General features: G+C 41.2%; 35 protein-coding genes. 1 reads left to right on the top strand and 34 read right to left on the bottom strand.

The features are described from left to right. Window positions 1–64 precede the first annotated feature (64 nt). Both FIU87_RS00905 and FIU87_RS21500 read right to left on the bottom strand, forming a co-directional pair. Complete coding sequence (locus FIU87_RS00905) at window positions 65–628, bottom strand: GNAT family N-acetyltransferase (protein ID WP_152442865.1); 564 nt, start codon at window positions 626–628, stop codon at window positions 65–67. After that, a complete protein-coding gene (locus tag FIU87_RS21500) occupies window positions 600–722 on the bottom strand; it encodes a hypothetical protein (RefSeq protein WP_301538647.1) in 123 nt (40 codons plus the stop codon). The genes FIU87_RS00905 and FIU87_RS21500 overlap by 29 nt, the downstream gene beginning before the upstream one ends. 495 nt (window positions 723–1217) lie before the next feature. Here FIU87_RS21500 and FIU87_RS00900 point away from each other — a divergent pair, with 495 nt between their 5' ends. Next, window positions 1218–1538, top strand: a complete 321-nt coding sequence (locus FIU87_RS00900; RefSeq protein ID WP_152442864.1) for a hypothetical protein — start codon at window positions 1218–1220, stop codon at window positions 1536–1538. Between the two features lie 293 nt (window positions 1539–1831). On the opposite strand, the gene rpsI is transcribed toward FIU87_RS00900, so the two are convergent. From rpsI to rplB, 32 genes are all read right to left on the bottom strand, one after another. Then, window positions 1832–2224, bottom strand: coding sequence for a 30S ribosomal protein S9 (gene rpsI, locus FIU87_RS00895; RefSeq protein ID WP_152442863.1), 393 nt, complete (start codon window positions 2222–2224; stop codon window positions 1832–1834). A gap of 20 nt (window positions 2225–2244) precedes the next feature. Then, window positions 2245–2682, bottom strand: a complete 438-nt coding sequence (gene rplM / locus FIU87_RS00890) for a 50S ribosomal protein L13 (protein WP_152442862.1) — start codon at window positions 2680–2682, stop codon at window positions 2245–2247. 164 nt (window positions 2683–2846) lie between these two features. Continuing rightward, window positions 2847–3593: a tRNA pseudouridine(38-40) synthase TruA gene (gene truA / locus FIU87_RS00885; RefSeq protein WP_152442861.1), complete on the bottom strand. Its 747-nt coding sequence runs from the start codon at window positions 3591–3593 to the stop codon at window positions 2847–2849. Between the two features lie 14 nt (window positions 3594–3607). Next, on the bottom strand, window positions 3608–4402 hold the full coding sequence (locus FIU87_RS00880) for an energy-coupling factor transporter transmembrane component T family protein (protein ID WP_152442860.1): 795 nt from the start codon (window positions 4400–4402) through the stop codon (window positions 3608–3610). After that, a complete protein-coding gene (locus tag FIU87_RS00875; RefSeq protein ID WP_152442859.1) occupies window positions 4399–5268 on the bottom strand; it encodes an energy-coupling factor ABC transporter ATP-binding protein in 870 nt (289 codons plus the stop codon). The genes FIU87_RS00880 and FIU87_RS00875 overlap by 4 nt, the downstream gene beginning before the upstream one ends. Next, window positions 5244–6077 carry an energy-coupling factor ABC transporter ATP-binding protein gene (locus FIU87_RS00870; RefSeq protein ID WP_152442858.1) on the bottom strand — a complete coding sequence of 278 codons (834 nt, stop codon included), beginning with the start codon at window positions 6075–6077 and terminating at the stop codon, window positions 5244–5246. The genes FIU87_RS00875 and FIU87_RS00870 overlap by 25 nt, the downstream gene beginning before the upstream one ends. Window positions 6078–6483: 406 nt before the next feature. Beyond that, window positions 6484–6846 carry a 50S ribosomal protein L17 gene (rplQ, locus tag FIU87_RS00865; protein WP_152442857.1) on the bottom strand — a complete coding sequence of 121 codons (363 nt, stop codon included), beginning with the start codon at window positions 6844–6846 and terminating at the stop codon, window positions 6484–6486. A 75-nt stretch (window positions 6847–6921) separates the two neighbouring features. Next, window positions 6922–7866, bottom strand: coding sequence for a DNA-directed RNA polymerase subunit alpha (locus tag FIU87_RS00860; RefSeq protein ID WP_152442856.1), 945 nt, complete (start codon window positions 7864–7866; stop codon window positions 6922–6924). 170 nt (window positions 7867–8036) lie between these two features. Then, window positions 8037–8426, bottom strand: coding sequence for a 30S ribosomal protein S11 (gene rpsK / locus FIU87_RS00855; RefSeq protein WP_152442855.1), 390 nt, complete (start codon window positions 8424–8426; stop codon window positions 8037–8039). A 26-nt stretch (window positions 8427–8452) separates the two neighbouring features. Continuing rightward, window positions 8453–8818: a 30S ribosomal protein S13 gene (gene rpsM, locus FIU87_RS00850; protein WP_152442854.1), complete on the bottom strand. Its 366-nt coding sequence runs from the start codon at window positions 8816–8818 to the stop codon at window positions 8453–8455. A gap of 20 nt (window positions 8819–8838) precedes the next feature. Further along, window positions 8839–8952, bottom strand: a complete 114-nt coding sequence (gene rpmJ, locus FIU87_RS00845) for a 50S ribosomal protein L36 (RefSeq protein WP_003156543.1) — start codon at window positions 8950–8952, stop codon at window positions 8839–8841. A gap of 41 nt (window positions 8953–8993) precedes the next feature. After that, a complete protein-coding gene (gene infA / locus FIU87_RS00840; RefSeq protein WP_003348578.1) occupies window positions 8994–9212 on the bottom strand; it encodes a translation initiation factor IF-1 in 219 nt (72 codons plus the stop codon). A gap of 143 nt (window positions 9213–9355) precedes the next feature. After that, window positions 9356–10102, bottom strand: coding sequence for a type I methionyl aminopeptidase (gene map / locus FIU87_RS00835; protein WP_152442853.1), 747 nt, complete (start codon window positions 10100–10102; stop codon window positions 9356–9358). Further along, the gene (locus FIU87_RS00830) at window positions 10099–10752 is read right to left on the bottom strand and encodes an adenylate kinase (RefSeq protein ID WP_152442852.1); all 654 of its coding nucleotides are present in this window, start codon (window positions 10750–10752) and stop codon (window positions 10099–10101) included. Before FIU87_RS00830 ends, map begins: the two co-directional genes overlap by 4 nt. Before the next feature lie 62 nt (window positions 10753–10814). After that, window positions 10815–12110, bottom strand: coding sequence for a preprotein translocase subunit SecY (gene secY / locus FIU87_RS00825; RefSeq protein WP_152442851.1), 1296 nt, complete (start codon window positions 12108–12110; stop codon window positions 10815–10817). Beyond that, window positions 12110–12550, bottom strand: a complete 441-nt coding sequence (rplO, locus tag FIU87_RS00820; RefSeq protein ID WP_152442850.1) for a 50S ribosomal protein L15 — start codon at window positions 12548–12550, stop codon at window positions 12110–12112. The genes secY and rplO overlap by 1 nt, the downstream gene beginning before the upstream one ends. A gap of 35 nt (window positions 12551–12585) precedes the next feature. Beyond that, window positions 12586–12768: a 50S ribosomal protein L30 gene (gene rpmD / locus FIU87_RS00815; protein WP_047972360.1), complete on the bottom strand. Its 183-nt coding sequence runs from the start codon at window positions 12766–12768 to the stop codon at window positions 12586–12588. A gap of 13 nt (window positions 12769–12781) precedes the next feature. Beyond that, a complete protein-coding gene (gene rpsE / locus FIU87_RS00810) occupies window positions 12782–13282 on the bottom strand; it encodes a 30S ribosomal protein S5 (RefSeq protein ID WP_060666597.1) in 501 nt (166 codons plus the stop codon). A 20-nt stretch (window positions 13283–13302) separates the two neighbouring features. Continuing rightward, a complete protein-coding gene (rplR, locus tag FIU87_RS00805; RefSeq protein WP_152442849.1) occupies window positions 13303–13662 on the bottom strand; it encodes a 50S ribosomal protein L18 in 360 nt (119 codons plus the stop codon). 35 nt (window positions 13663–13697) lie between these two features. Continuing rightward, complete coding sequence (gene rplF, locus FIU87_RS00800) at window positions 13698–14234, bottom strand: 50S ribosomal protein L6 (RefSeq protein WP_152442848.1); 537 nt, start codon at window positions 14232–14234, stop codon at window positions 13698–13700. Window positions 14235–14266: 32 nt separating this feature from the next. Continuing rightward, window positions 14267–14665 (bottom strand): 30S ribosomal protein S8, encoded by a 399-nt coding sequence (rpsH, locus tag FIU87_RS00795; RefSeq protein ID WP_152442847.1) that lies wholly within the window; start codon window positions 14663–14665, stop codon window positions 14267–14269. 30 nt (window positions 14666–14695) lie between these two features. Further along, window positions 14696–14881, bottom strand: coding sequence for a type Z 30S ribosomal protein S14 (locus FIU87_RS00790; protein WP_060666600.1), 186 nt, complete (start codon window positions 14879–14881; stop codon window positions 14696–14698). A 30-nt stretch (window positions 14882–14911) separates the two neighbouring features. Further along, on the bottom strand, window positions 14912–15451 hold the full coding sequence (gene rplE / locus FIU87_RS00785) for a 50S ribosomal protein L5 (RefSeq protein ID WP_152442846.1): 540 nt from the start codon (window positions 15449–15451) through the stop codon (window positions 14912–14914). A gap of 25 nt (window positions 15452–15476) precedes the next feature. After that, window positions 15477–15788 (bottom strand): 50S ribosomal protein L24, encoded by a 312-nt coding sequence (gene rplX, locus FIU87_RS00780; RefSeq protein WP_152442845.1) that lies wholly within the window; start codon window positions 15786–15788, stop codon window positions 15477–15479. A 37-nt stretch (window positions 15789–15825) separates the two neighbouring features. Next, the gene (gene rplN / locus FIU87_RS00775; RefSeq protein ID WP_010191501.1) at window positions 15826–16194 is read right to left on the bottom strand and encodes a 50S ribosomal protein L14; all 369 of its coding nucleotides are present in this window, start codon (window positions 16192–16194) and stop codon (window positions 15826–15828) included. A gap of 42 nt (window positions 16195–16236) precedes the next feature. Continuing rightward, window positions 16237–16500, bottom strand: a complete 264-nt coding sequence (gene rpsQ, locus FIU87_RS00770) for a 30S ribosomal protein S17 (RefSeq protein ID WP_047972353.1) — start codon at window positions 16498–16500, stop codon at window positions 16237–16239. A gap of 19 nt (window positions 16501–16519) precedes the next feature. Next, entirely contained in the window at window positions 16520–16720 is a 201-nt protein-coding gene (gene rpmC, locus FIU87_RS00765) for a 50S ribosomal protein L29 (protein WP_010191499.1), read from the bottom strand. Further along, complete coding sequence (rplP, locus tag FIU87_RS00760) at window positions 16710–17144, bottom strand: 50S ribosomal protein L16 (protein ID WP_152442844.1); 435 nt, start codon at window positions 17142–17144, stop codon at window positions 16710–16712. The genes rpmC and rplP overlap by 11 nt, the downstream gene beginning before the upstream one ends. A gap of 2 nt (window positions 17145–17146) precedes the next feature. After that, window positions 17147–17803 carry a 30S ribosomal protein S3 gene (gene rpsC / locus FIU87_RS00755; RefSeq protein WP_152442843.1) on the bottom strand — a complete coding sequence of 219 codons (657 nt, stop codon included), beginning with the start codon at window positions 17801–17803 and terminating at the stop codon, window positions 17147–17149. 3 nt (window positions 17804–17806) lie between these two features. Next, window positions 17807–18148 (bottom strand): 50S ribosomal protein L22, encoded by a 342-nt coding sequence (gene rplV, locus FIU87_RS00750; protein ID WP_152442842.1) that lies wholly within the window; start codon window positions 18146–18148, stop codon window positions 17807–17809. 19 nt (window positions 18149–18167) lie between these two features. Next, complete coding sequence (gene rpsS, locus FIU87_RS00745) at window positions 18168–18446, bottom strand: 30S ribosomal protein S19 (RefSeq protein ID WP_152442841.1); 279 nt, start codon at window positions 18444–18446, stop codon at window positions 18168–18170. Window positions 18447–18503: 57 nt separating this feature from the next. After that, window positions 18504–19334, bottom strand: a complete 831-nt coding sequence (rplB, locus tag FIU87_RS00740) for a 50S ribosomal protein L2 (RefSeq protein WP_152446357.1) — start codon at window positions 19332–19334, stop codon at window positions 18504–18506. Window position 19335: the final 1 nt, after the last annotated feature.

The following is a 19335-nucleotide window of genomic DNA, read 5'->3' as shown; positions in this document are numbered from 1 at the left end:
GGGAAGCCTTTCATGCGCAGAAAGAATGAGTACGTTTTTCCAAGTAAGAAAATGGCTTGGATGGTTATAAACTCGCTACTTTTTTGGCAAAATAAAGCGTATCAACGCCTTCCCCATGATGATGATCGAGTTTGGTCACTGTTTCAAAGCCAAACTGATGGAGAATCGACAAATGGCTATGATTCGTAGACCATGTTCTCGTGGTAAGGAATTTTTCTTGTTTGTGGGCAGGCAAGTTTCCATCAAGAATATAGCGGTAAAACTCTTTCGTGATCCCGTTTCCTCTATAGCTTTTTGGCACACAAACTGTAGTAACATAATTGCTTTTCGTTTTTAAATTGGCAAGTTCCTCACATTGGTAGCCATGCATAAAGGTCATAAAGCCCGCAACTTCCTCACTGTCCTCGTTAAACGCAACAATAAAGTCCTGTTTGATCATTTCTTCAAAATAAGCATGTGGCTTCACATCTGTAGTTACTTTTCGTGGTAGCAACTGACTTTTAACAGACAACTCTCGTGAAGACAAGGGAGGAAAGAACTCACTGTCCACTTCGCAGAGAATGTCCCAAATTTGATGCTTCACCGATTCTGTTATTGCACTAAGGTAAATCAGCTTCAAGTTTTTCATCCGTTTGATCGCTCCTTTTTATTTCGACAAAGGCAAAATGACGGCGCGTTCCTTTTCTTCTGCCAGACGGAAATGCATTTTCATTAATTTTCACGCAAGCCCTTTTCAAAAATCATTCCTATACCCTTCTGGATATATACTCAGACACCTTTAACAAAGCCCTTTTCTAAAAGATTATTGCAAAAACCTGGAAAAAGTTGTCTTTATGACTTTTTCCAATCAAGAAAAATTGCCACATGTTTAAAACTACCTCCAAGAAAAGAGACGACAGCAACGTTGTTCTTAGAAGTCTTAAATATCCACAGTTGTAACAAAGTTTGCGAAAACAAATCTTTTACAAAAGGTTGACCAATTCTCGTTAATAATCCTGCAAAGTCATATGTCGATTCACTATACGATTTAGAAACAATTCATACGTGTATGCAAAGAACAATAGAACTGCAATAACCTTTTCCATTACAAAGGGATAAAATCTATTAAATAATCTATCATTTATATCATAAATTTAACTATCACTATGATAATAATCTATACATTATTAATGCCTCCTCATATAATAATATATCTTGAAATTAGGGGGTGAATATTTATGAATAATAAGACTTACTATAGAAACAATAGTTCTCATGATAGTAAAGAATTGACTATCTGTAACTGCTGTGTGAAAGGGCTAGCAAAAACTATTTTAAGCCGCTTTCGTTGCGGTGATACAATCGGCATAACATTTTTCGGCGAAGAAAGTGCAGGTATTTTTATAGGTAGATTTAGAGGACTGGAAAATAATGTCGTTGAAATTGACGATTTACTCGTGCCTGGGACAACTAGTTTTGTTCCATTGTGTGGAATTGGCAGTGTCGAAAAAGGTCTTCCACTTCAGGTAGAACCTTTGCAAATTAGCAGGAAAAAATAGTAGCCGAGAGAGAGTCTTGATTTTGTAAAGTAATGAATTAGCATTATCTCCAAAATGACTACTTGCAACAAATAATATTCTTTATAGGGGGCCCACAGCATAAGTGATCCCCTTAATCATTACATATTATTACTATAGCTTCATTGTAGCAAGCAAATACAGACAAACACCCTATAATATGAAAATTTTAGCTAGGGGTATTTTAGAGGGGATTCTATTCTTAATTTGAATATAAAAAAACCCTCCCTGCTCCATTAGAGCAAAGAGGGCTAACCTTTGATATATAAGGTTTATTAACGTTTTGAGAACTGAGGTGCACGACGAGCGCCCTTAAGTCCGTATTTTTTACGCTCTTTCATACGCGCGTCACGAGTCAATAGACCAGCACGCTTTAAAGAAGCACGGAACTCAGGATCAGCTTGTAGTAACGCACGAGCGATACCGTGACGGATTGCACCAGCTTGACCAGTGTATCCTCCACCATTTACGTTTACTAATACATCGTAGTTACCTTCTGTTTCCGTAACTGCCAATGGTTGTTTCACTACGTTACGTAGCGCTTCGAATGGAATATAGTTTTCGATTTCACGGTCGTTGATTACGATTTGTCCGTTTCCAGGAACTAGACGTACACGTGCAACGGAGCTTTTACGACGACCTGTACCGTAATATTGTACTTGTGCCAAAGTTATACCCTCCCTATTAATTAACCGCGAAGTTCGTAAACTTCAGGTTGTTGTGCTTGATGTGGATGCTCGCTTCCAGCATACACATTAAGTTTTTTGATTTGTTGACGTCCAAGACTACCTTTTGGAAGCATGCCTTTGATTGCTAGTTCTAACATCTTTGTAGGATAGTTAGTACGCATTTCAAGAGCTGTTCTTTGTTTCAATCCACCTGGGTGCATTGTGTGACGGTAGTAGATCTTGCCGTTCAATTTGTTACCAGTTAAATGGATTTTCTCTGCATTAATAATGATTACATGATCTCCAGTGTCTACGTTTGGAGTAAAAGTTGGTTTATGTTTACCACGTAAAATGGATGCAACTTCACTTGCAAGACGACCTAAAGTTTGACCTTCAGCGTCAACCACGTACCATTTACGATTAATTTCGCTAGCTTTCGCCATAAACGTTGTACGCATTAAATTTCCCTCCTAAAAAAAATAAAGCTTTTATTTTTCATTTCTTCATATATTTTATTCAACACGATGAAACTCTTCCGGGGCTTAATCGTGGGGTTAAAATACATACCATGTGATATCTTATAACTTTTCTACGCGATTGTCAAGAAAATGTTACACCAGGATTAGTTGTCATCATATTCGACATTCCATAAGTACAAACCGTGTGCTGGCGCTGTTTTTCCGGCAAAGCTACGGTCATGTGCGGAAAGAATGGTTGGAATGTCTGTTGGTAATTTTTTACCTTGTCCTATTTCTAACAGCGTACCAACAATAATGCGGACCATATTGTATAAAAAGCCATTACCCACAATGCGGAATTCAAGACTATCGCCTTCTACTACCGCTTGTAAGGAATAGATGGTACGTACTTTATCTACTATTTCTGTTTTGGCCGAACAGAAGCTAGTAAAATCATGATCACCTAAAAAGAAGGAACAGGCTTCTTGGATAGCTTGATAATCAAGGGAATAGGGATAGTGATAGACTTGATTTCGGCGAAACACGTCAAAATCCTCCGCCAAATCAATATTATAACGATACTCCTTTTTGACCACATCGAAGCGTGCGTGAAAGCTATTCTCCACTCTCTCCACTTTTTTTACCCAAACATCCTTTGGCAGGTTTACGTTTAGCGCCTTCTGCCAGGACTCCTCTGCAATGTTAAGTGGGGAATCAAAGTGGAACACCTGTCCTACCGCATGCACTCTAGCATCTGTTCGACCTGAGGCAGAAATTTTCACCTCTTGGCCTTTATGAATCCGCGAGAGTGCCTTTTGAACCTCAAGCTGGACCGTTCGCTTTTCTTTTTGAATTTGATAGCCTTCAAAGCCTGCTCCATCATATGCAAGCGTACATTTGAATCGATTCATCACATCTAACTCCATTATGTTCGAGTAAGCAGTAGTATGATCGTTAATACTGCCATAGAAAGCATTAGCAGAGTGTCTTTTAGCTGCCAGTTTAGCTGGCGGAATTTAGTTCGGCCTTCTCCGCCTCTATACCCACGTGCCTCCATCGCTGTAGCAAGCTCTTCCGCGCGTTTAAAGGCACTGATGAACAATGGGACAAGTAAAGGCACTAAAGCCTTCACACGCTCTTTCAGGGGCCCTGTAGTGAAGTCTGCTCCGCGTGCACTCTGCGCCTTCATGATTTTATCTGTCTCCTGCATCAAGGTTGGAATGAAGCGGAGAGAAATGGACATCATCAGGGCAAGCTCATGAACTGGTACACCTATCTTCTTAAATGGGCCAAACAACGTTTCCATCCCATCTGTCACCTGAATAGGTGTGGTGGTTAACGTTAGGATAGTCGTAATCGTAATTAAAAATAAGAAACGCAAGGAGATAAAAATCGCTTGCTCTACTCCCTCTTCATATACCTGGATGAAACCTGCTTCAAAAAGCAACGTTCCATCCTTGGTGAGAAACACATGGAAAATCATCGTGAATAAGATAATCCATATTATTGGTTTCAGCCCTTTAAGGATGAAAGGAATAGGAATCTTCGTTAACAAGACCACCGCTATCGTAAAAATAGCTAGCGCAACATTTCCCCATACATTGTTGGCAAGAAAAACAATAAGAACAAAAATAAATACCATTAACAGTTTGGTTCTAGGATCCATTCTGTGTACAAGGGAAGTACCTGGGACATATCTGCCGATGATAAGGTTATTCATCTGTCTTCCCCCTTTTGCAGCTGAAAGACGATTTGTTCCACTAATTCATCTATGTTGAGACTCACTTCTGCACTTTCTGTCCCTGTTCTATCTTTGAGCTCTTGCATAAAAACAACCGTCTCTGGAACATCAAGTCCCAAACGTTGAAGCTTCTTTGCTTGAGAGAAAACTTCTTTTGGTGTGCCTTTCATTTCAATCGTACCTTTATTAAACACTACAATGGAGTCTGCGTATTTAGCCGCGTCATCCATGCTATGTGTTACTAGAATGGTGGTTAAGCCCTGCTCCTTATGCAAGGAATAGAATAGGTCCATGATTTCTTTGCGACCTCTTGGATCGAGACCTGCTGTTGGCTCATCTAAAACAATGACTTCTGGCTTCATCGCAAGCACTCCTGCAATCGCCACTCGTCGCATTTGTCCTCCGCTTAAATCAAATGGAGAGGATTCGAAGTAACGCTCCGGCAATCCAACCTTTTGCAAGGCTTCTCGTGCCCGCTTGTTTGCTTCGTCCTCCGGCACACCGAAATTGATTGGACCAAAGCAAACATCCTTCAATACGGTTTCTTCAAATAGTTGATGCTCAGGGAATTGAAAGACGATCCCTACGCGCTTACGGAGGGACTTGATATTTTTTTCCTTTTTGTTTGCTTCCAGCGTAATATCACCAAGCTGTAGCGAGCCTTTCGTCGGTCGGAGCAGACCATTAAGATGCTGTAGAAAGGTAGATTTTCCTGAGCCTGTGTGACCAATAACGGCTGTATAAGACTTGTCAGGGATGATAAGATTTACATCAAACAAGGCCATTCTCTCAAATGGCGTGTTGGCCTGATAGCGGTGTTCTAACTCTTTGATTGTAATTTGCATAGCTCATCCAACAGCCTTTCCTTGTTTGTGGGAATCGAAGGAAACTCTATCCCCTTTTCTATTAATTTATGGGCAAGCACAATCGGGAACGGTAAATCCAGCCCAATTTCCACAAGCTTATCTCCTAACAGAAACACTTGGTCTGGAGTGCCTTCTGCAAAAATTTCCCCACCATTTAACACAATCATACGGTCAGCTCTTGCTGCCTCTTCTAAATCATGGGTAATGGAAACAACCGTCACACCTTCATTTTTTCTGAGGTCCTCCATGGTTTCCATGACTTCCTTCCGCCCAATCGGATCTAACATACTTGTTGCTTCATCGAGGATAATGATAGATGGTCTTAGAGCAATTAAACCTGCGATGGCGACCCGTTGTTTTTGTCCACCTGAGAGCTGATGTGGCTCTTGGGTTAAAAAAGATTCCATCCCTACTTTTCGGATTCCTTCCTCGACGCGGGATACCATTTCTGTTCTTGGGACGCCAATATTTTCTAAACCAAACGCAACATCGTCCTCCACCGTAGAACCGACAAACTGGTTATCAGGATTTTGAAAGACCATTCCAACTTGTCTTCTAATATCCCATATGGATTCTTCAGTAAGCTTTATCCCCTGCACAGTCACTTCCCCTTCTGTAGGAAGCTGTAGACCATTAAGAATGCGAGCCAAGGTTGATTTTCCTGAGCCGTTATGACCTACAATGGCTGTCCATTGTCCATGCTCTATCGTAAAGCTTAAGTTTTTTAAGGTGTCTTCTTCTTGGTTCGCATAGCGGAAGTGCAAGTCTTTTACCTCTAAGATGCTCATACACCAACATACTCCTCTCTACTCAACTACATTCTCTTCTGATTTTTGAAATTATGATAATAATGAAATGTTGAAAATGAGTTTCTAGCTGTGGATTGTAGCAAAAGGCGTAGACTCCTTGAAAATGCGAGCATTTTCTGCGTGCGAGGTATCGCTGCCGCAGCTTTCCTTGTCCTGCGGGAATAGAGCGACAATCTTGATACCCCACAGGCGAAGCCGAGGAGGCTCAAGATCGCCCCGCGGAAAGTTTAGCCTTTTGCGGAAATCAACAGCGGTGTTATACAAGTTTTAAGCAAAAAAATAAAGGGCAAAGATCAGTCATTACAACTGTCCGCCCTTATTTGACTGATTGAAAGTTTCAAAAGACGATACCGTACTTTTAAACAACTATCTCAACAGATTAAAATTATACAAGTTCAATAATTACCATTGGAGCTCCGTCACCACGACGAGGTCCAACCTTCATGATACGAGTGTATCCACCTTGACGCTCTTCGTAACGTGGAGCGATGTCAGCGAATAATTTTTGAACTGCGTCTTGACCATTTTCTTCGTTCGCAACTTCATGACGAACATAAGAAGCAGCTTGACGACGTGCGTGTAAGTCACCACGTTTACCAAGAGTAATCATTTTTTCTACTAAAGAACGTAATTCTTTCGCACGTGCTTCTGTAGTTTCAATGCGCTCGCTGATGATCAAGTCAGTTGTTAAGTCACGTAACATTGCTTTACGTTGCGCGCTAGTACGACCTAATTTTCTGTATCCCATGTTGATGTTCCCTCCTTCTGTAGAAAGTCATGAAACGTTCAAACACATAAAGATGCCTAGTTTTCCTTATAAAAACTAGTCATCTTTACGCAGGCCAAGTCCAAGCTCTTCTAATTTATGCTTGACTTCTTCAAGAGATTTACGGCCTAAGTTACGAACTTTCATCATATCTTCTTCTGTTTTATTTGCTAGTTCTTGAACAGTGTTGATGCCAGCACGCTTCAGGCAGTTGTAAGAACGAACAGATAAGTCTAGTTCTTCGATAGTCATCTCAAGAACTTTTTCCTTCTGATCTTCTTCTTTTTCTACCATGATTTCCGCGTTTTGTGCCTCATCTGTTAAACCTACAAATATATTTAAGTGCTCAGTTAAAATCTTTGCCCCAAGTGCTACCGCTTCTTGTGGGCCGTTACTGCCGTCTGTCCATACATCCAATGTAAGCTTGTCATAGTTCGTCACTTGGCCTACACGAGTATTTTCAACATAATAAGAAACGCGGGAAACTGGAGTAAAGATGGAATCAATCGGAATCACACCAATTGGTTGATCTTCACGCTTGTTTCCGACTGCTGGTACATATCCGCGACCGCGCTTAGCAGTGAAACGGATACGGAGATGAGCATCTTTCGCTAACGTTGCGATATGAAGGTCAGGGTTTAGGATTTCAACATCACTGTCATGTGTAATGTCAGCAGCTGTTACAGCACCTTCGCCTTGTACATCAATCTCTAACGTTTTCTCATCATCTGAGTAAATCTTTAAAGCTAGCTTCTTAACGTTCAAAATAACTGTTGTAACATCTTCTACGACGCCTTCAATTGTTGAGAACTCATGCAGTACACCATCTATTTGGATAGATGTAACAGCGGCACCAGGAAGTGAGGATAAAAGAATACGACGTAAGGAGTTACCCAAAGTTGTTCCATATCCACGCTCAAGTGGCTCGACGACGAATTTACCGTAGTTGGCGTCATCGCTGATTTCAACCGTTTCGATTTTTGGTTTTTCAATTTCTAACATTCATAACCCTCCTTCAAAACGTCGAAACCCCGGATAGACAATGAATGTCTAACCGAAATTCCCCATAGGTATGTCCCGATTGTGCACAACAACAACATTTAACTTATCTGTATAAATTATACTGTATCATCAGCCATTATTGACATGTATACAATTTCTATACAGACAAATTAAACACGGCGACGTTTTGGTGGACGGCAACCGTTGTGAGGTACTGGGGTTACGTCTCTGATTGCTGTTACTTCAAGACCAGCTGCTTGTAAAGCACGAATTGCTGCTTCACGACCAGCACCAGGGCCTTTTACTGTAACTTCAAGAGTTTTCAAACCATGCTCCATACCAGATTTAGCTGCAGTTTCAGCTGCCATTTGCGCTGCGAAAGGAGTAGATTTACGAGAACCTTTGAATCCTAGAGCACCTGCACTTGACCATCCAAGAGCATTTCCGTGAGAGTCAGTAATCGTTACGATCGTGTTGTTGAAAGTAGAACGGATATGCGCGATACCAGTTTCTACATTCTTTTTCACACGGCGTTTACGTGTATTAGTTTTGCGTGCCATATTTCTTACCTCCTTACCTACTTAAATTATTTCTTCTTGTTCGCTACAGTACGACGAGGTCCTTTACGTGTACGTGCGTTGTTTTTAGTATTTTGACCGCGAACCGGTAAACCACGACGGTGACGAAGACCACGGTAGCATCCGATTTCGATAAGACGTTTAATGTTAAGAGATACTTCACGACGAAGGTCACCCTCAACTTTAACTTTATCTACGATATCACGAATTTTTCCTAATTCTTCTTCCGTTAAGTCGCGAACGCGAGTATCTTCAGAAACACCAGCTTCTGCTAAGATTTTCTCAGCTGTTGGACGACCAATACCGAAAATGTATGTTAATGAAATTACAACGCGCTTGTCGCGAGGAACATCAACACCAGCAATACGTGCCATATATGCGCACCTCCCTCAAGTTATCCTTGTTTTTGTTTGTGTTTCGGGTTTTCACAAATAACCATTACTTTACCTTTTCTACGAATAACTTTACATTTTTCGCAAATCGGTTTAACCGATGGTCTCACTTTCATCTTATATTACCTCCCTAGTAGTACGGAGTGCTAAAATAGGTTTATTTAAAACGATACGTAATTCTACCGCGTGTTAGATCGTATGGAGATAACTCCACTGTTACTTTGTCTCCAGGTAGGATTCGGATAAAGTGCATACGGATTTTCCCAGATACATGGGCTAATACTGTATGACCATTTTCCAATTCTACTTTAAACATAGCATTTGGTAAAGTCTCAACGACCGTACCTTCTACTTCAATTACATCGTCCTTCGCCATTATTAAGTTCTCCCTTCTTCAAATCAGTAACAAGCTGAATAGACAAACTTTGTCAGTGTATAACGCTGCTTTTTATTTGTCACACGGCCTGTTTCCTTCAACTGCTCTGAACTTCTGGAGACACGTTATCATAACATTAGCAATTAGACTTTTGTTAAGATCTCGTAGCCTGTATCTGTAATAGCGACCGTATGTTCAAAATGAGCACACATTTTTCCGTCAACAGTGACAACAGTCCAGTCATCTGCCAACGTTTTTACATAGCGGGTGCCTGCATTGACCATAGGTTCAATCGCAAGGACCATGCCAGGTTTTAAACGTGGACCTTTGTTTGGAGGTCCATAATGTGGAATTTGCGGGTCTTCATGTAAGTCTTGACCAATTCCATGCCCTACATACTCTCTTACAATTGAAAAATTGAGACCTTCCGCATACGTTTGAATCGCATGGGAAACATCAGAGAGACGAGCGCCAGGTTTTACTTGTTTAATGCCTTCATATAATGACTTTTCCGTAACATCCAGCAACGCTTGAGTTTCTTCAGAAATTGTACCAACGGCATACGTCCAAGCGGAGTCACCATGGTAGCCATTATATTTAGCACCGATATCTATGCTAATGATATCACCGTCTTTCAATACACGATCGCCGGGGATACCATGAACAAGTTCTTCGTTAACGGATGCACAGATACTTCCGCGAAAACCATTATACCCTTTAAACGAAGGAATTGCATCATGTTTGCGGATGAATTTCTCTGCAATATCATCCAATTGCTTCGTTGTTACACCAGGTACAATATGTTTCTTTAACTCTTGATGTGTCAGAGCGACAATCTTACCTGCTTCTCTCATGATGTCAATTTCACGTGGAGTTTTACAGATAATCATTTCGCATAACCTCCAAGTAGCTCTTCAATATCTGCGAATACTGTTTCAATAGCTTGTTGGCCATTGATGTTGCGAAGATAGCCTTTGGACTCATAGAAGTCTAGTAAAGGTTTGGATTGCTTCATGTTTACCTCAAGGCGGTTACCAACTGTTTCTTCGTTGTCATCTGCACGTTGATACAATTCGCCGCCACACTTGTCACATACACCCTCTTTAGCTGGTGGATTAAACACAAGGTGGTAAGTTGCTCCACAATCCTTACAAATACGGCGCCCTGTTAAACGTTCCATAAGAATACCTTGGTCCACATTCACGTTGATGACGTAATCAATGCTTCTTCCCATATCCGCAAGCATCTCTTCAAGAGCTTCTGCTTGAGGAACTGTTCTTGGAAAACCGTCTAATAAAAAGCCGTCCTTGCAATCTTCTTTTTCTAATCTTTCACGAACGATACCGATCGTTACTTCATCCGGAACAAGCTGACCTTGATCCATAAAAGACTTAGCTTTCATGCCAAGTTCAGTTTCTTCCTTCATAGCAGCACGAAACATATCTCCAGTAGAGATATGAGGGATATTGTACTTTTCGACAATTCGTTCTGCTTGAGTACCCTTACCGGCACCCGGAAGTCCCATTAGAACTAAATTCATCTTTTTGCCCCCTCAGTATCTTTAAGAAGTACATTGGGATAAAAGCTATCCCAATTACTTCATTACTTGATAAACCCTTTATAATGACGCTTCACTAATTGGCTTTCAAGCTGTTTCATCGTTTCAAGGGCTACCCCTACTACGATAAGTAAGCTAGTTCCGCCAATCTGCACTGCTGCAGGTAGGCCGGCAAAGCTCATAAAGATAATTGGGAGGATAGAAATAGCTGCTAAGAAAAGAGCTCCAACAAAAGTAAGTCGGTAAATAATCTTTGTCAAATATTCCTGTGTATTCACACCAGGACGAATTCCCGGTATATACCCACCTTGTTTCTTTAAGTTTTCTGCCATTTGTTCAGGGTTAGACTGAACAAATGTGTAGAAATAAGTGAAGGCAATTATAAGAGCTACGTAGACAACCATACCAATTGGATTTGTATAGTCAAAAGAACTAATAATCCATCTTGTTACTGCATTCTGTTCAAAGAATGAAGCGATTGTCGGTGGTGTAATGATAAAGGATACGGCAAAGATAACAGGAATTACCCCTGCAGCATTCACTTTTAATGGTAAGTGTGTGTTGTGTCCTCCACCAGTAGGTGTACGTCCAGCTGACTTTTTCGCATACTGGATTGGAATCTTACGTAACGCCTGCTGAATGAAGATAACTCCAACGATTACAGCCAAAATAGCAAGTACGATTAACGCAACAATCACAAGATTTAAGAATAGCTGATCACCAGCTCCCTCAATCATGGATGCATAAATCTGGTTGGCGCCATTCGGGATGGCAGCAACGATACCTGCAAAGATAAGAATAGAAATTCCATTCCCTACTCCATGCGCGGTAATTTGCTCACCAAGCCACATTAAAAATGCAGTTCCTGCAGTTAACACGATTGCTATCAGTACATAAGTAGCAATGGTCGGATTTGAAATCAATTGCCCTTGAGCCATTGTGTTAAATCCGATTGACATTCCAATTGCCTGAACAAAACCAAGTGCAATAGTAAAATACCTAGTGAATTGAGCAAGTTTGCGACGACCTGCTTCTCCTTGCTTAGACCATTCCGTAAATTTAGGAACAACATCCATTTGTAACAACTGTACGATAATGGACGCTGTGATATACGGCATGATACCCATTGCAAAGATGGAGAAGTTTTGAAGTGCTCCACCACCAAAGGTATTTAATATACCAAAAACGCTTAGTTCATCCTGGAATTTCAAAATGTCTGCGTTCACCCCTGGTACTGGGATAAACGTACCGATACGAAATACGATTAGCATTAGTAGGGTGAATACTATTTTGTTTCTTATATCACCCACGCGCATAAAATTGGAGAATGTCTGGAACATTAAATCACCTCAACTGAACCGCCAGCGGCTTCGATAGCTTCCTTAGCTGCTGAGGAGAATTTATGAGCACGAACTGTAAGCTTTTTCTCAACTGAACCGTTACCCAATACTTTAAGACCAGCGTTTAATTTGCTCACTAAACCTGTTTCTACAAGTAATTCAGGTGTAACTTCCGTTCCTTCGTCAAAGCGGTTTAGTGCATCTAGGTTGATAATTGCATACTCTTTACGATGAATGTTCGTGAATCCGCGCTTTGGTAAGCGTTGGAATAGAGGTGTTTGACCACCTTCAAATCCAGGACGAACGCCACCGCCAGAGCGTGCATTTTGACCTTTATGACCTTTACCAGAAGTTTTTCCGTTACCAGAACCAATTCCGCGACCTACACGGTTGCGCTCTTTACGAGATCCTTCGTTTGGTTTTAACTCATGAAGTTTCATTGTGGCACCTCCTTATTTAAAAAAACCGTTTCTAATTATTGCTCTTTCACAGTAACAAGGTGAGATACCTTGTTAATCATTCCACGGATAGCTGCGTTATCCTCATGGACAACTGTTTGGTGCATCTTCTTCAAACCTAAAGTTTGAACAGTCACACGTTGATCTTGTGGACGACCGATTACACTGCGAGTGAGGGTGATTGCTAATTTGTTCGCCATTTTGTTTCCCTCCTTATCCTAACAGTTCTTCTACCGTTTTACCACGCAATTTAGCAACGTCCTCTGCACGTTTCAATTGCTTTAATCCGTTTAGTGTTGCACGGATCATGTTGATTGGTGTGTTAGATCCTAAAGATTTAGAAAGGATGTCTTGTACACCCGCTAACTCAAGTACCGCACGAACCGGTCCTCCAGCGATAACCCCAGTACCTTCAGAAGCAGGCTTCAATAGGATTTCACCAGAACCGAACTCTCCAAGTACTTGGTGAGGAATTGTTGTACCAACGATAGGTACAGCAACCAAGTTCTTTTTCGCATCTTCAATTGCTTTACGGATTGCTTCTGGTACTTCTTGTGCTTTACCAGTACCAAAACCAACATTACCGTTTTTATCTCCTACTACTACAAGAGCAGCAAAGCGGAAACGACGTCCACCTTTTACTACTTTCGCAACGCGGTTAACCGTAACTACGCGTTCTTCAAGTTCTAATTTGTTTGGATCAATACGACGCATCAGTGTCCCTCCTTTGTCGATTAAAATTCTAGACCAGCCTCACGTGCAGCATCTGCTAATGCTTTCACTTTGCCGTGATATAAGTATCCACCGCGGTCGAATACTACTGATTTAATTCCTTTTTCGATTGCGCGCTTAGCAACTAGTTCTCCAACTGCTGTTGCAGACTCAACATTGCTTCCATTTAACGTTAACTCTTTATCAAGTGTAGATGCACTTGCAATTGTTACAGCGTTAGCATCGTCAATAACTTGAGCATAAATGTGTTGGTTTGAACGGAACACATTTAAACGCGGACGAGTTGCAGTTCCTGATAGCTTAGCACGAACACGAGTGTGTCTTTTCTTACGAGTAGAATTCTTATCAGGTTTTGTAATCATCGTGCAGTCACTCCTTTCTTTCTGCTTATGCCGTATTACTTAGCAGTTTTACCTTCTTTACGACGTACATGTTCACCTTCATAGCGAATACCTTTACCTTTGTAAGGCTCTGGTGGGCGAACGTCACGGATGTTTGCTGCTAAAGCACCTACGCGCTCTTTATCAATACCTTTAATAACGATTTTTGTGTTTGCCGGTACTTCCACTTCAATCCCTTGTTCAGGAGTGATTTCAACTGGATGAGAGTAACCAACGTTAAGAACTAGTTTATTACCTTGCTTGGAAGCACGGTAACCAACCCCGATAAGTTCCAATCCTCTTTCGAAACCTTTTGTCACACCTTCTACCATGTTGGAAAGAAGCGCACGAGTTGTTCCGTGGATTGTACGGTGTTCTTTGCTTTCAGATGGACGTACAACTGTTAGCACGTTATCTTCTAATGTAATAGCCATATCTTGGCTGAATGTACGAGTTAATTCACCTTTAGGACCTTTTACGGTAACTGTGTTGTTGTCGTTTGTGATTGTAACCCCAGTTGGGACTTCAATAGGTTTTTTACCTACACGTGACATAAGTTACACCTCCGTTCATTTAAAGAAATTAATTACCAAACGTATGCTAATACTTCTCCGCCAGCTTGCTTTTGGCGAGCTTCTTTATCAGTGATTACACCTTGAGAAGTAGAGATGATCGCAATACCTAAACCGTTTAATACACGAGGTACTTCATTTGCTTTTGCATAAACACGAAGACCTGGCTTACTGATACGCTTAAGACCAGTAATTACACGCTCGTTGTTTGTACCGTACTTCAAGAAGATACGAATAACACCTTGCTTGTTGTCTTCGATGAATTCTACGTCACGTACGAAACCTTCACGCTTTAAGATTTCGGCAACTTCTTTTTTGATTTTGGAAGCTGGAAGTTCAAGCTTCTCGTGACGTACCATGTTCGCATTACGGATGCGAGTAAGCATATCTGCAATAGGATCTGTCATAACCATTTAATTTACCTCCTTCCCATTTATCGGGTTTTACCAACTTGCTTTTTTAACGCCAGGAATTTGGCCTTTATAAGCTAATTCACGGAAACAAATACGGCAAAGCTTAAACTTACGGATTACAGAGTGTGGACGCCCACAACGCTCGCAACGAGTGTAAGCTTGCACGTTATATTTTGGTGTGCGCTTTTGTTTCGCAATCATTGATTTTTTAGCCACATTTTCGCCTCCCTCTACCACACGCTGGTATTATTTTTGGAATGGCATTCCGAAAGATGTTAAAAGCTCACGAGCTTCTTCATCTGTGTTAGCAGTAGTAACGATAACGATATCCATACCACGAACTTTGCTAACTTTATCGTAATCAATTTCAGGGAAGATAAGTTGTTCTTTTACACCAAGAGTGTAGTTTCCACGACCATCGAAAGACTTCTTAGAGATTCCACGGAAGTCACGTACACGAGGTAAGGAAATAGCTACTAACTTATCTAGGAATTCGTACATACGCTCTCCGCGTAATGTAACTTTCGCACCGATTGGCATACCTTCACGAAGACGGAAACCAGCGATAGATTTTTTTGCTCTTGTTACAACAGGCTTTTGACCAGTAATAGCAGTTAACTCTTCAACAGCAGCATCTAGCGCTTTAGAGTTAGCAACCGCATCACCAACACCCATGTTGATAACGATTTTTTCAAGCTTTGGAGCTTGCATCACAGATTTATAGTTAAACTTGCCCATTAGAGCAGGAATAATTTCACTTTGATACTTTTCTTTTAGGCGGTTCATCAGAAGTACCTCCTTTCTTCACGTTCTATTTATCTAATTGTTCACCTGATTTTTTTGCAACACGTACTTTTTTACCGTCTACTACCTTGTATCCTACACGAGTCGGTTCACCAGACTTAGGATCTAAAGGCATAACGTTTGATACATGAATAGGTGCCTCACGGTTGATGATTCCACCTTGAGGGTTTTCTTGAGATGGTTTCGCGTGCTTTTTAATCACGTTGATTCCTTCTACAAGAACACGATCCTTTTTAGGGTAAGACTCAAGAATAACACCTTGTTTACCTTTGTCTTTACCGGAGATAACTACAACTTTATCACCTTTTCTTACATGCATCCTTTCGCACCTCCTTGACAAACATCTTTTCTATTTATTACAGAACTTCTGGAGCTAAAGATACAATCTTCATGTAGTTGTTATCACGTAATTCACGTGCAACTGGTCCGAAGATACGAGTTCCACGAGGGCTCTTATCATCCTTGATGATTACGCATGCGTTCTCATCGAAACGGATGTATGAACCGTCATTACGACGAACACCGCGCTTTGTACGTACTACAACAGCCTTCACTACGTCACCTTTTTTAACAACGCCTCCTGGTGTTGCTTGTTTCACTGTACAAACAATAACATCACCAATGTTAGCGTAACGACGACCAGATCCACCTAGTACTTTAATTGCAAGCACTTCACGTGCACCTGAGTTATCAGCAACTTTCAAACGAGATTCTTGTTGAATCATGCATGGTACCTCCCTTCGGAATTAGATATCCGAACTTGTATATTAGATAATTACAGCTTTCTCTACTACCTCTACTAAACGGAAACGCTTCGTTGAAGACAATGGACGAGTTTCCATGATTTTCACGATGTCGCCAGTTTTAGCCGTGCTGTTTTCATCATGCGCTTTGTACTTTTTAGAGTACTTAACACGTTTGCCGTAGAGTGCATGAGTTTTGTAAGTTTCAACTAGTACAGTGATTGTCTTATCCATTTTATCGGAAACAACACGCCCAGTGTAAACTTTACGTTGGTTACGTTCACTCATTTCGCGAACCTCCTCTTAATTATTTGTTAGAAGCGATCTCTCTCTCGCGAACTACTGTTTTCATACGAGCGATTGACTTACGCACTTCGCGAATACGAGCAGTGTTTTCTAATTGACCAGTCGCTAATTGAAAGCGTAGGTTGAATAACTCTTCTTTTAAAGATTTCACTTTTTGTTCAATCTCGGCAGTGGTTAAGTCGCGTAGTTCATTAGCTTTCATTAGATTCACCACCAATTTCTTCACGTTTTACAAACTTACATTTAACAGGCAATTTGTGCATTGCTAAACGTAGAGCTTCACGAGCTACTTCTTCAGATACACCTGAAATTTCAAACATAACCTTTCCAGGTTTAACAACTGCTACCCATCCTTCTGGAGCACCTTTACCGGAACCCATGCGGACCTCTAGAGGCTTAGCTGTATATGGTTTTGAAGGGAAAATTTTAATCCAAACTTTACCGCCACGTTTCATATAACGAGTCATCGCACGACGAGCTGCCTCGATTTGACGGTTTGTGATCCAAGAAGCTTCAAGAGCTTGTAGACCGAACTCACCGAAGTGTACTTCTGTACCGCCTTTTGCGTTACCACGCATTTTCCCACGATGTTCGCGACGATATTTTACGCGTTTTGGTAATAACATAATTATTTTCCTCCTTCCTCAGTTTTCTTCTTTGTAGGAAGGACCTCTCCACGGTAGATCCATACTTTCACACCTAATTTACCGTAAGTTGTATCAGCTTCAGCTGTACCGTAGTCAATGTCAGCACGAAGAGTATGAAGTGGAACTGTACCCTCACTATAATGTTCAGAACGAGCGATGTCTGCTCCGCCTAAGCGACCAGATACCATCGTTTTAATACCTTTCGCACCTGCACGCATAGCACGTTGAATAGCTTGCTTTTGAGCGCGACGGAAAGATACGCGGTTTTCTAATTGACGAGCGATGTTATCAGCTACTAATTTAGCATCAAGATCTGCTCTCTTAACCTCTAAGATGTTAATGTGTACACGTTTACCAGTTAATTGGTTTAGTGCTTTACGAAGTGCTTCAACTTCTGTACCACCTTTACCAATAACCATTCCTGGCTTAGCAGTGTGAACAGTTACATTTAAGCGGTTTGCAGCACGTTCGATTTCTACTTTAGAAACAGATGCGTCATTTAGACGTTTTGTAATATATTCACGAACTTTGATGTCTTCATGTAACAGGTTAGCGTAATCTTTACCTGCGTACCATTTGGACTCCCAGTCACGAATAACTCCTACACGAAGACCGATCGGATTTACCTTTTGACCCACTGATTATCCCTCCTTCTTTTCTGATACCACGATTGTAATGTGGCTAGTACGTTTGTTGATTTGGCTCGCTCGACCCATAGCACGCGGGCGGAAACGTTTCAAAGTAGGACCTTCGTTAACGTATGCCTCTGTTACCAATAGGGAGTTTGCGTCCATTTCAAAGTTATGCTCTGCGTTTGCGATAGCGGACTTAAGAACTTTTTCGATAATTGGTGAAGCGGATTTTGGAGTTAACTTCAAAATCGCAACTGCTTCGCCTACTTGCTTTCCTCGAATTAAATCCATTACTAGACGAGCTTTACGAGGAGCAATACGAACTGTTCTTGCAACAGCTTTAGCTTGCATGTAAAAGCCTCCTCTCTAATTAGCGTTTTGTTTTCTTATCATCATTTGCGTGACCTTTGTAAGTACGAGATGGAGCGAATTCTCCAAGCTTGTGACCTACCATGTCTTCTGTCACATATACTGGTACGTGTTTACGGCCATCATATACAGCGATTGTGTGACCGATGAATTGTGGGAAAATAGTAGAACGACGAGACCAAGTTTTAACAACTTGTTTACCCTCAGTTTCATTTAACTTTTCAATCTTGCTCATTAAATGATCATCTACAAAAGGCCCTTTCTTTAAGCTGCGACCCATGTGGAAACCTCCCTTCGTGATTGCTCTACGGCTCCGTTGAACCGTAGTACAACCCCGTTATTTTTTACGACGACGAACGATAAATTTATCAGACTTGTTTTTCTTCTTACGAGTTTTGAATCCAAGAGTTGGTTTGCCCCAAGGAGTCATAGGTGATTTACGTCCGATTGGTGAACGTCCTTCACCACCACCGTGCGGGTGATCGTTAGGGTTCATTACAGAACCACGTACAGTTGGGCGAATACCCATCCAACGAGAACGTCCTGCTTTACCAATGTTGATAAGTTCGTGTTGTTCGTTACCAACTTGACCTACAGTTGCACGACAAGTGGAAAGAATCATACGAGTTTCACCAGAAGTTAAACGTACAAGTACGTATTTACCTTCTTTACCAAGCACTTGTGCAGATGTACCTGCAGAGCGAACTAATTGTCCACCTTTACCTGGTTTTAATTCAATGTTGTGAACAACAGTACCTACTGGAATATTGATTAGTGGTAATGCATTCCCTACCTTGATATCTGCTTCTGGGCCAGCCATTACAGTTAATCCTACTTCTAATCCTTTAGGAGCTAGGATGTAACGCTTTTCTCCATCTGCATAGTTGATTAACGCGATATTTGCGGAACGGTTAGGATCGTACTCGATTGTAGCAACGCGTCCTGGTATACCATCTTTATCACGTTTAAAGTCGATGACGCGGTATTGACGTTTGTGTCCACCACCTTGGTGACGTACAGTCAATTTACCTTGGTTATTACGACCACCTTTTCTGTGTAACGGTTGAAGCAAGCTTTTTTCTGGTTTGTCTGTAGTAATCTCAGCAAAGTCAGATACAGTCATGCCACGACGTCCATTAGAGGTTGGTTTGTATTTTTTGATCGCCATC

The organism is Bacillus sp. THAF10, assembly GCF_009363695.1.
Classification (GTDB): Bacteria; Bacillota; Bacilli; order Bacillales; family Bacillaceae_I; genus Sutcliffiella_A.
This window is presented reverse-complemented; position numbering and strand designations above follow the sequence as displayed.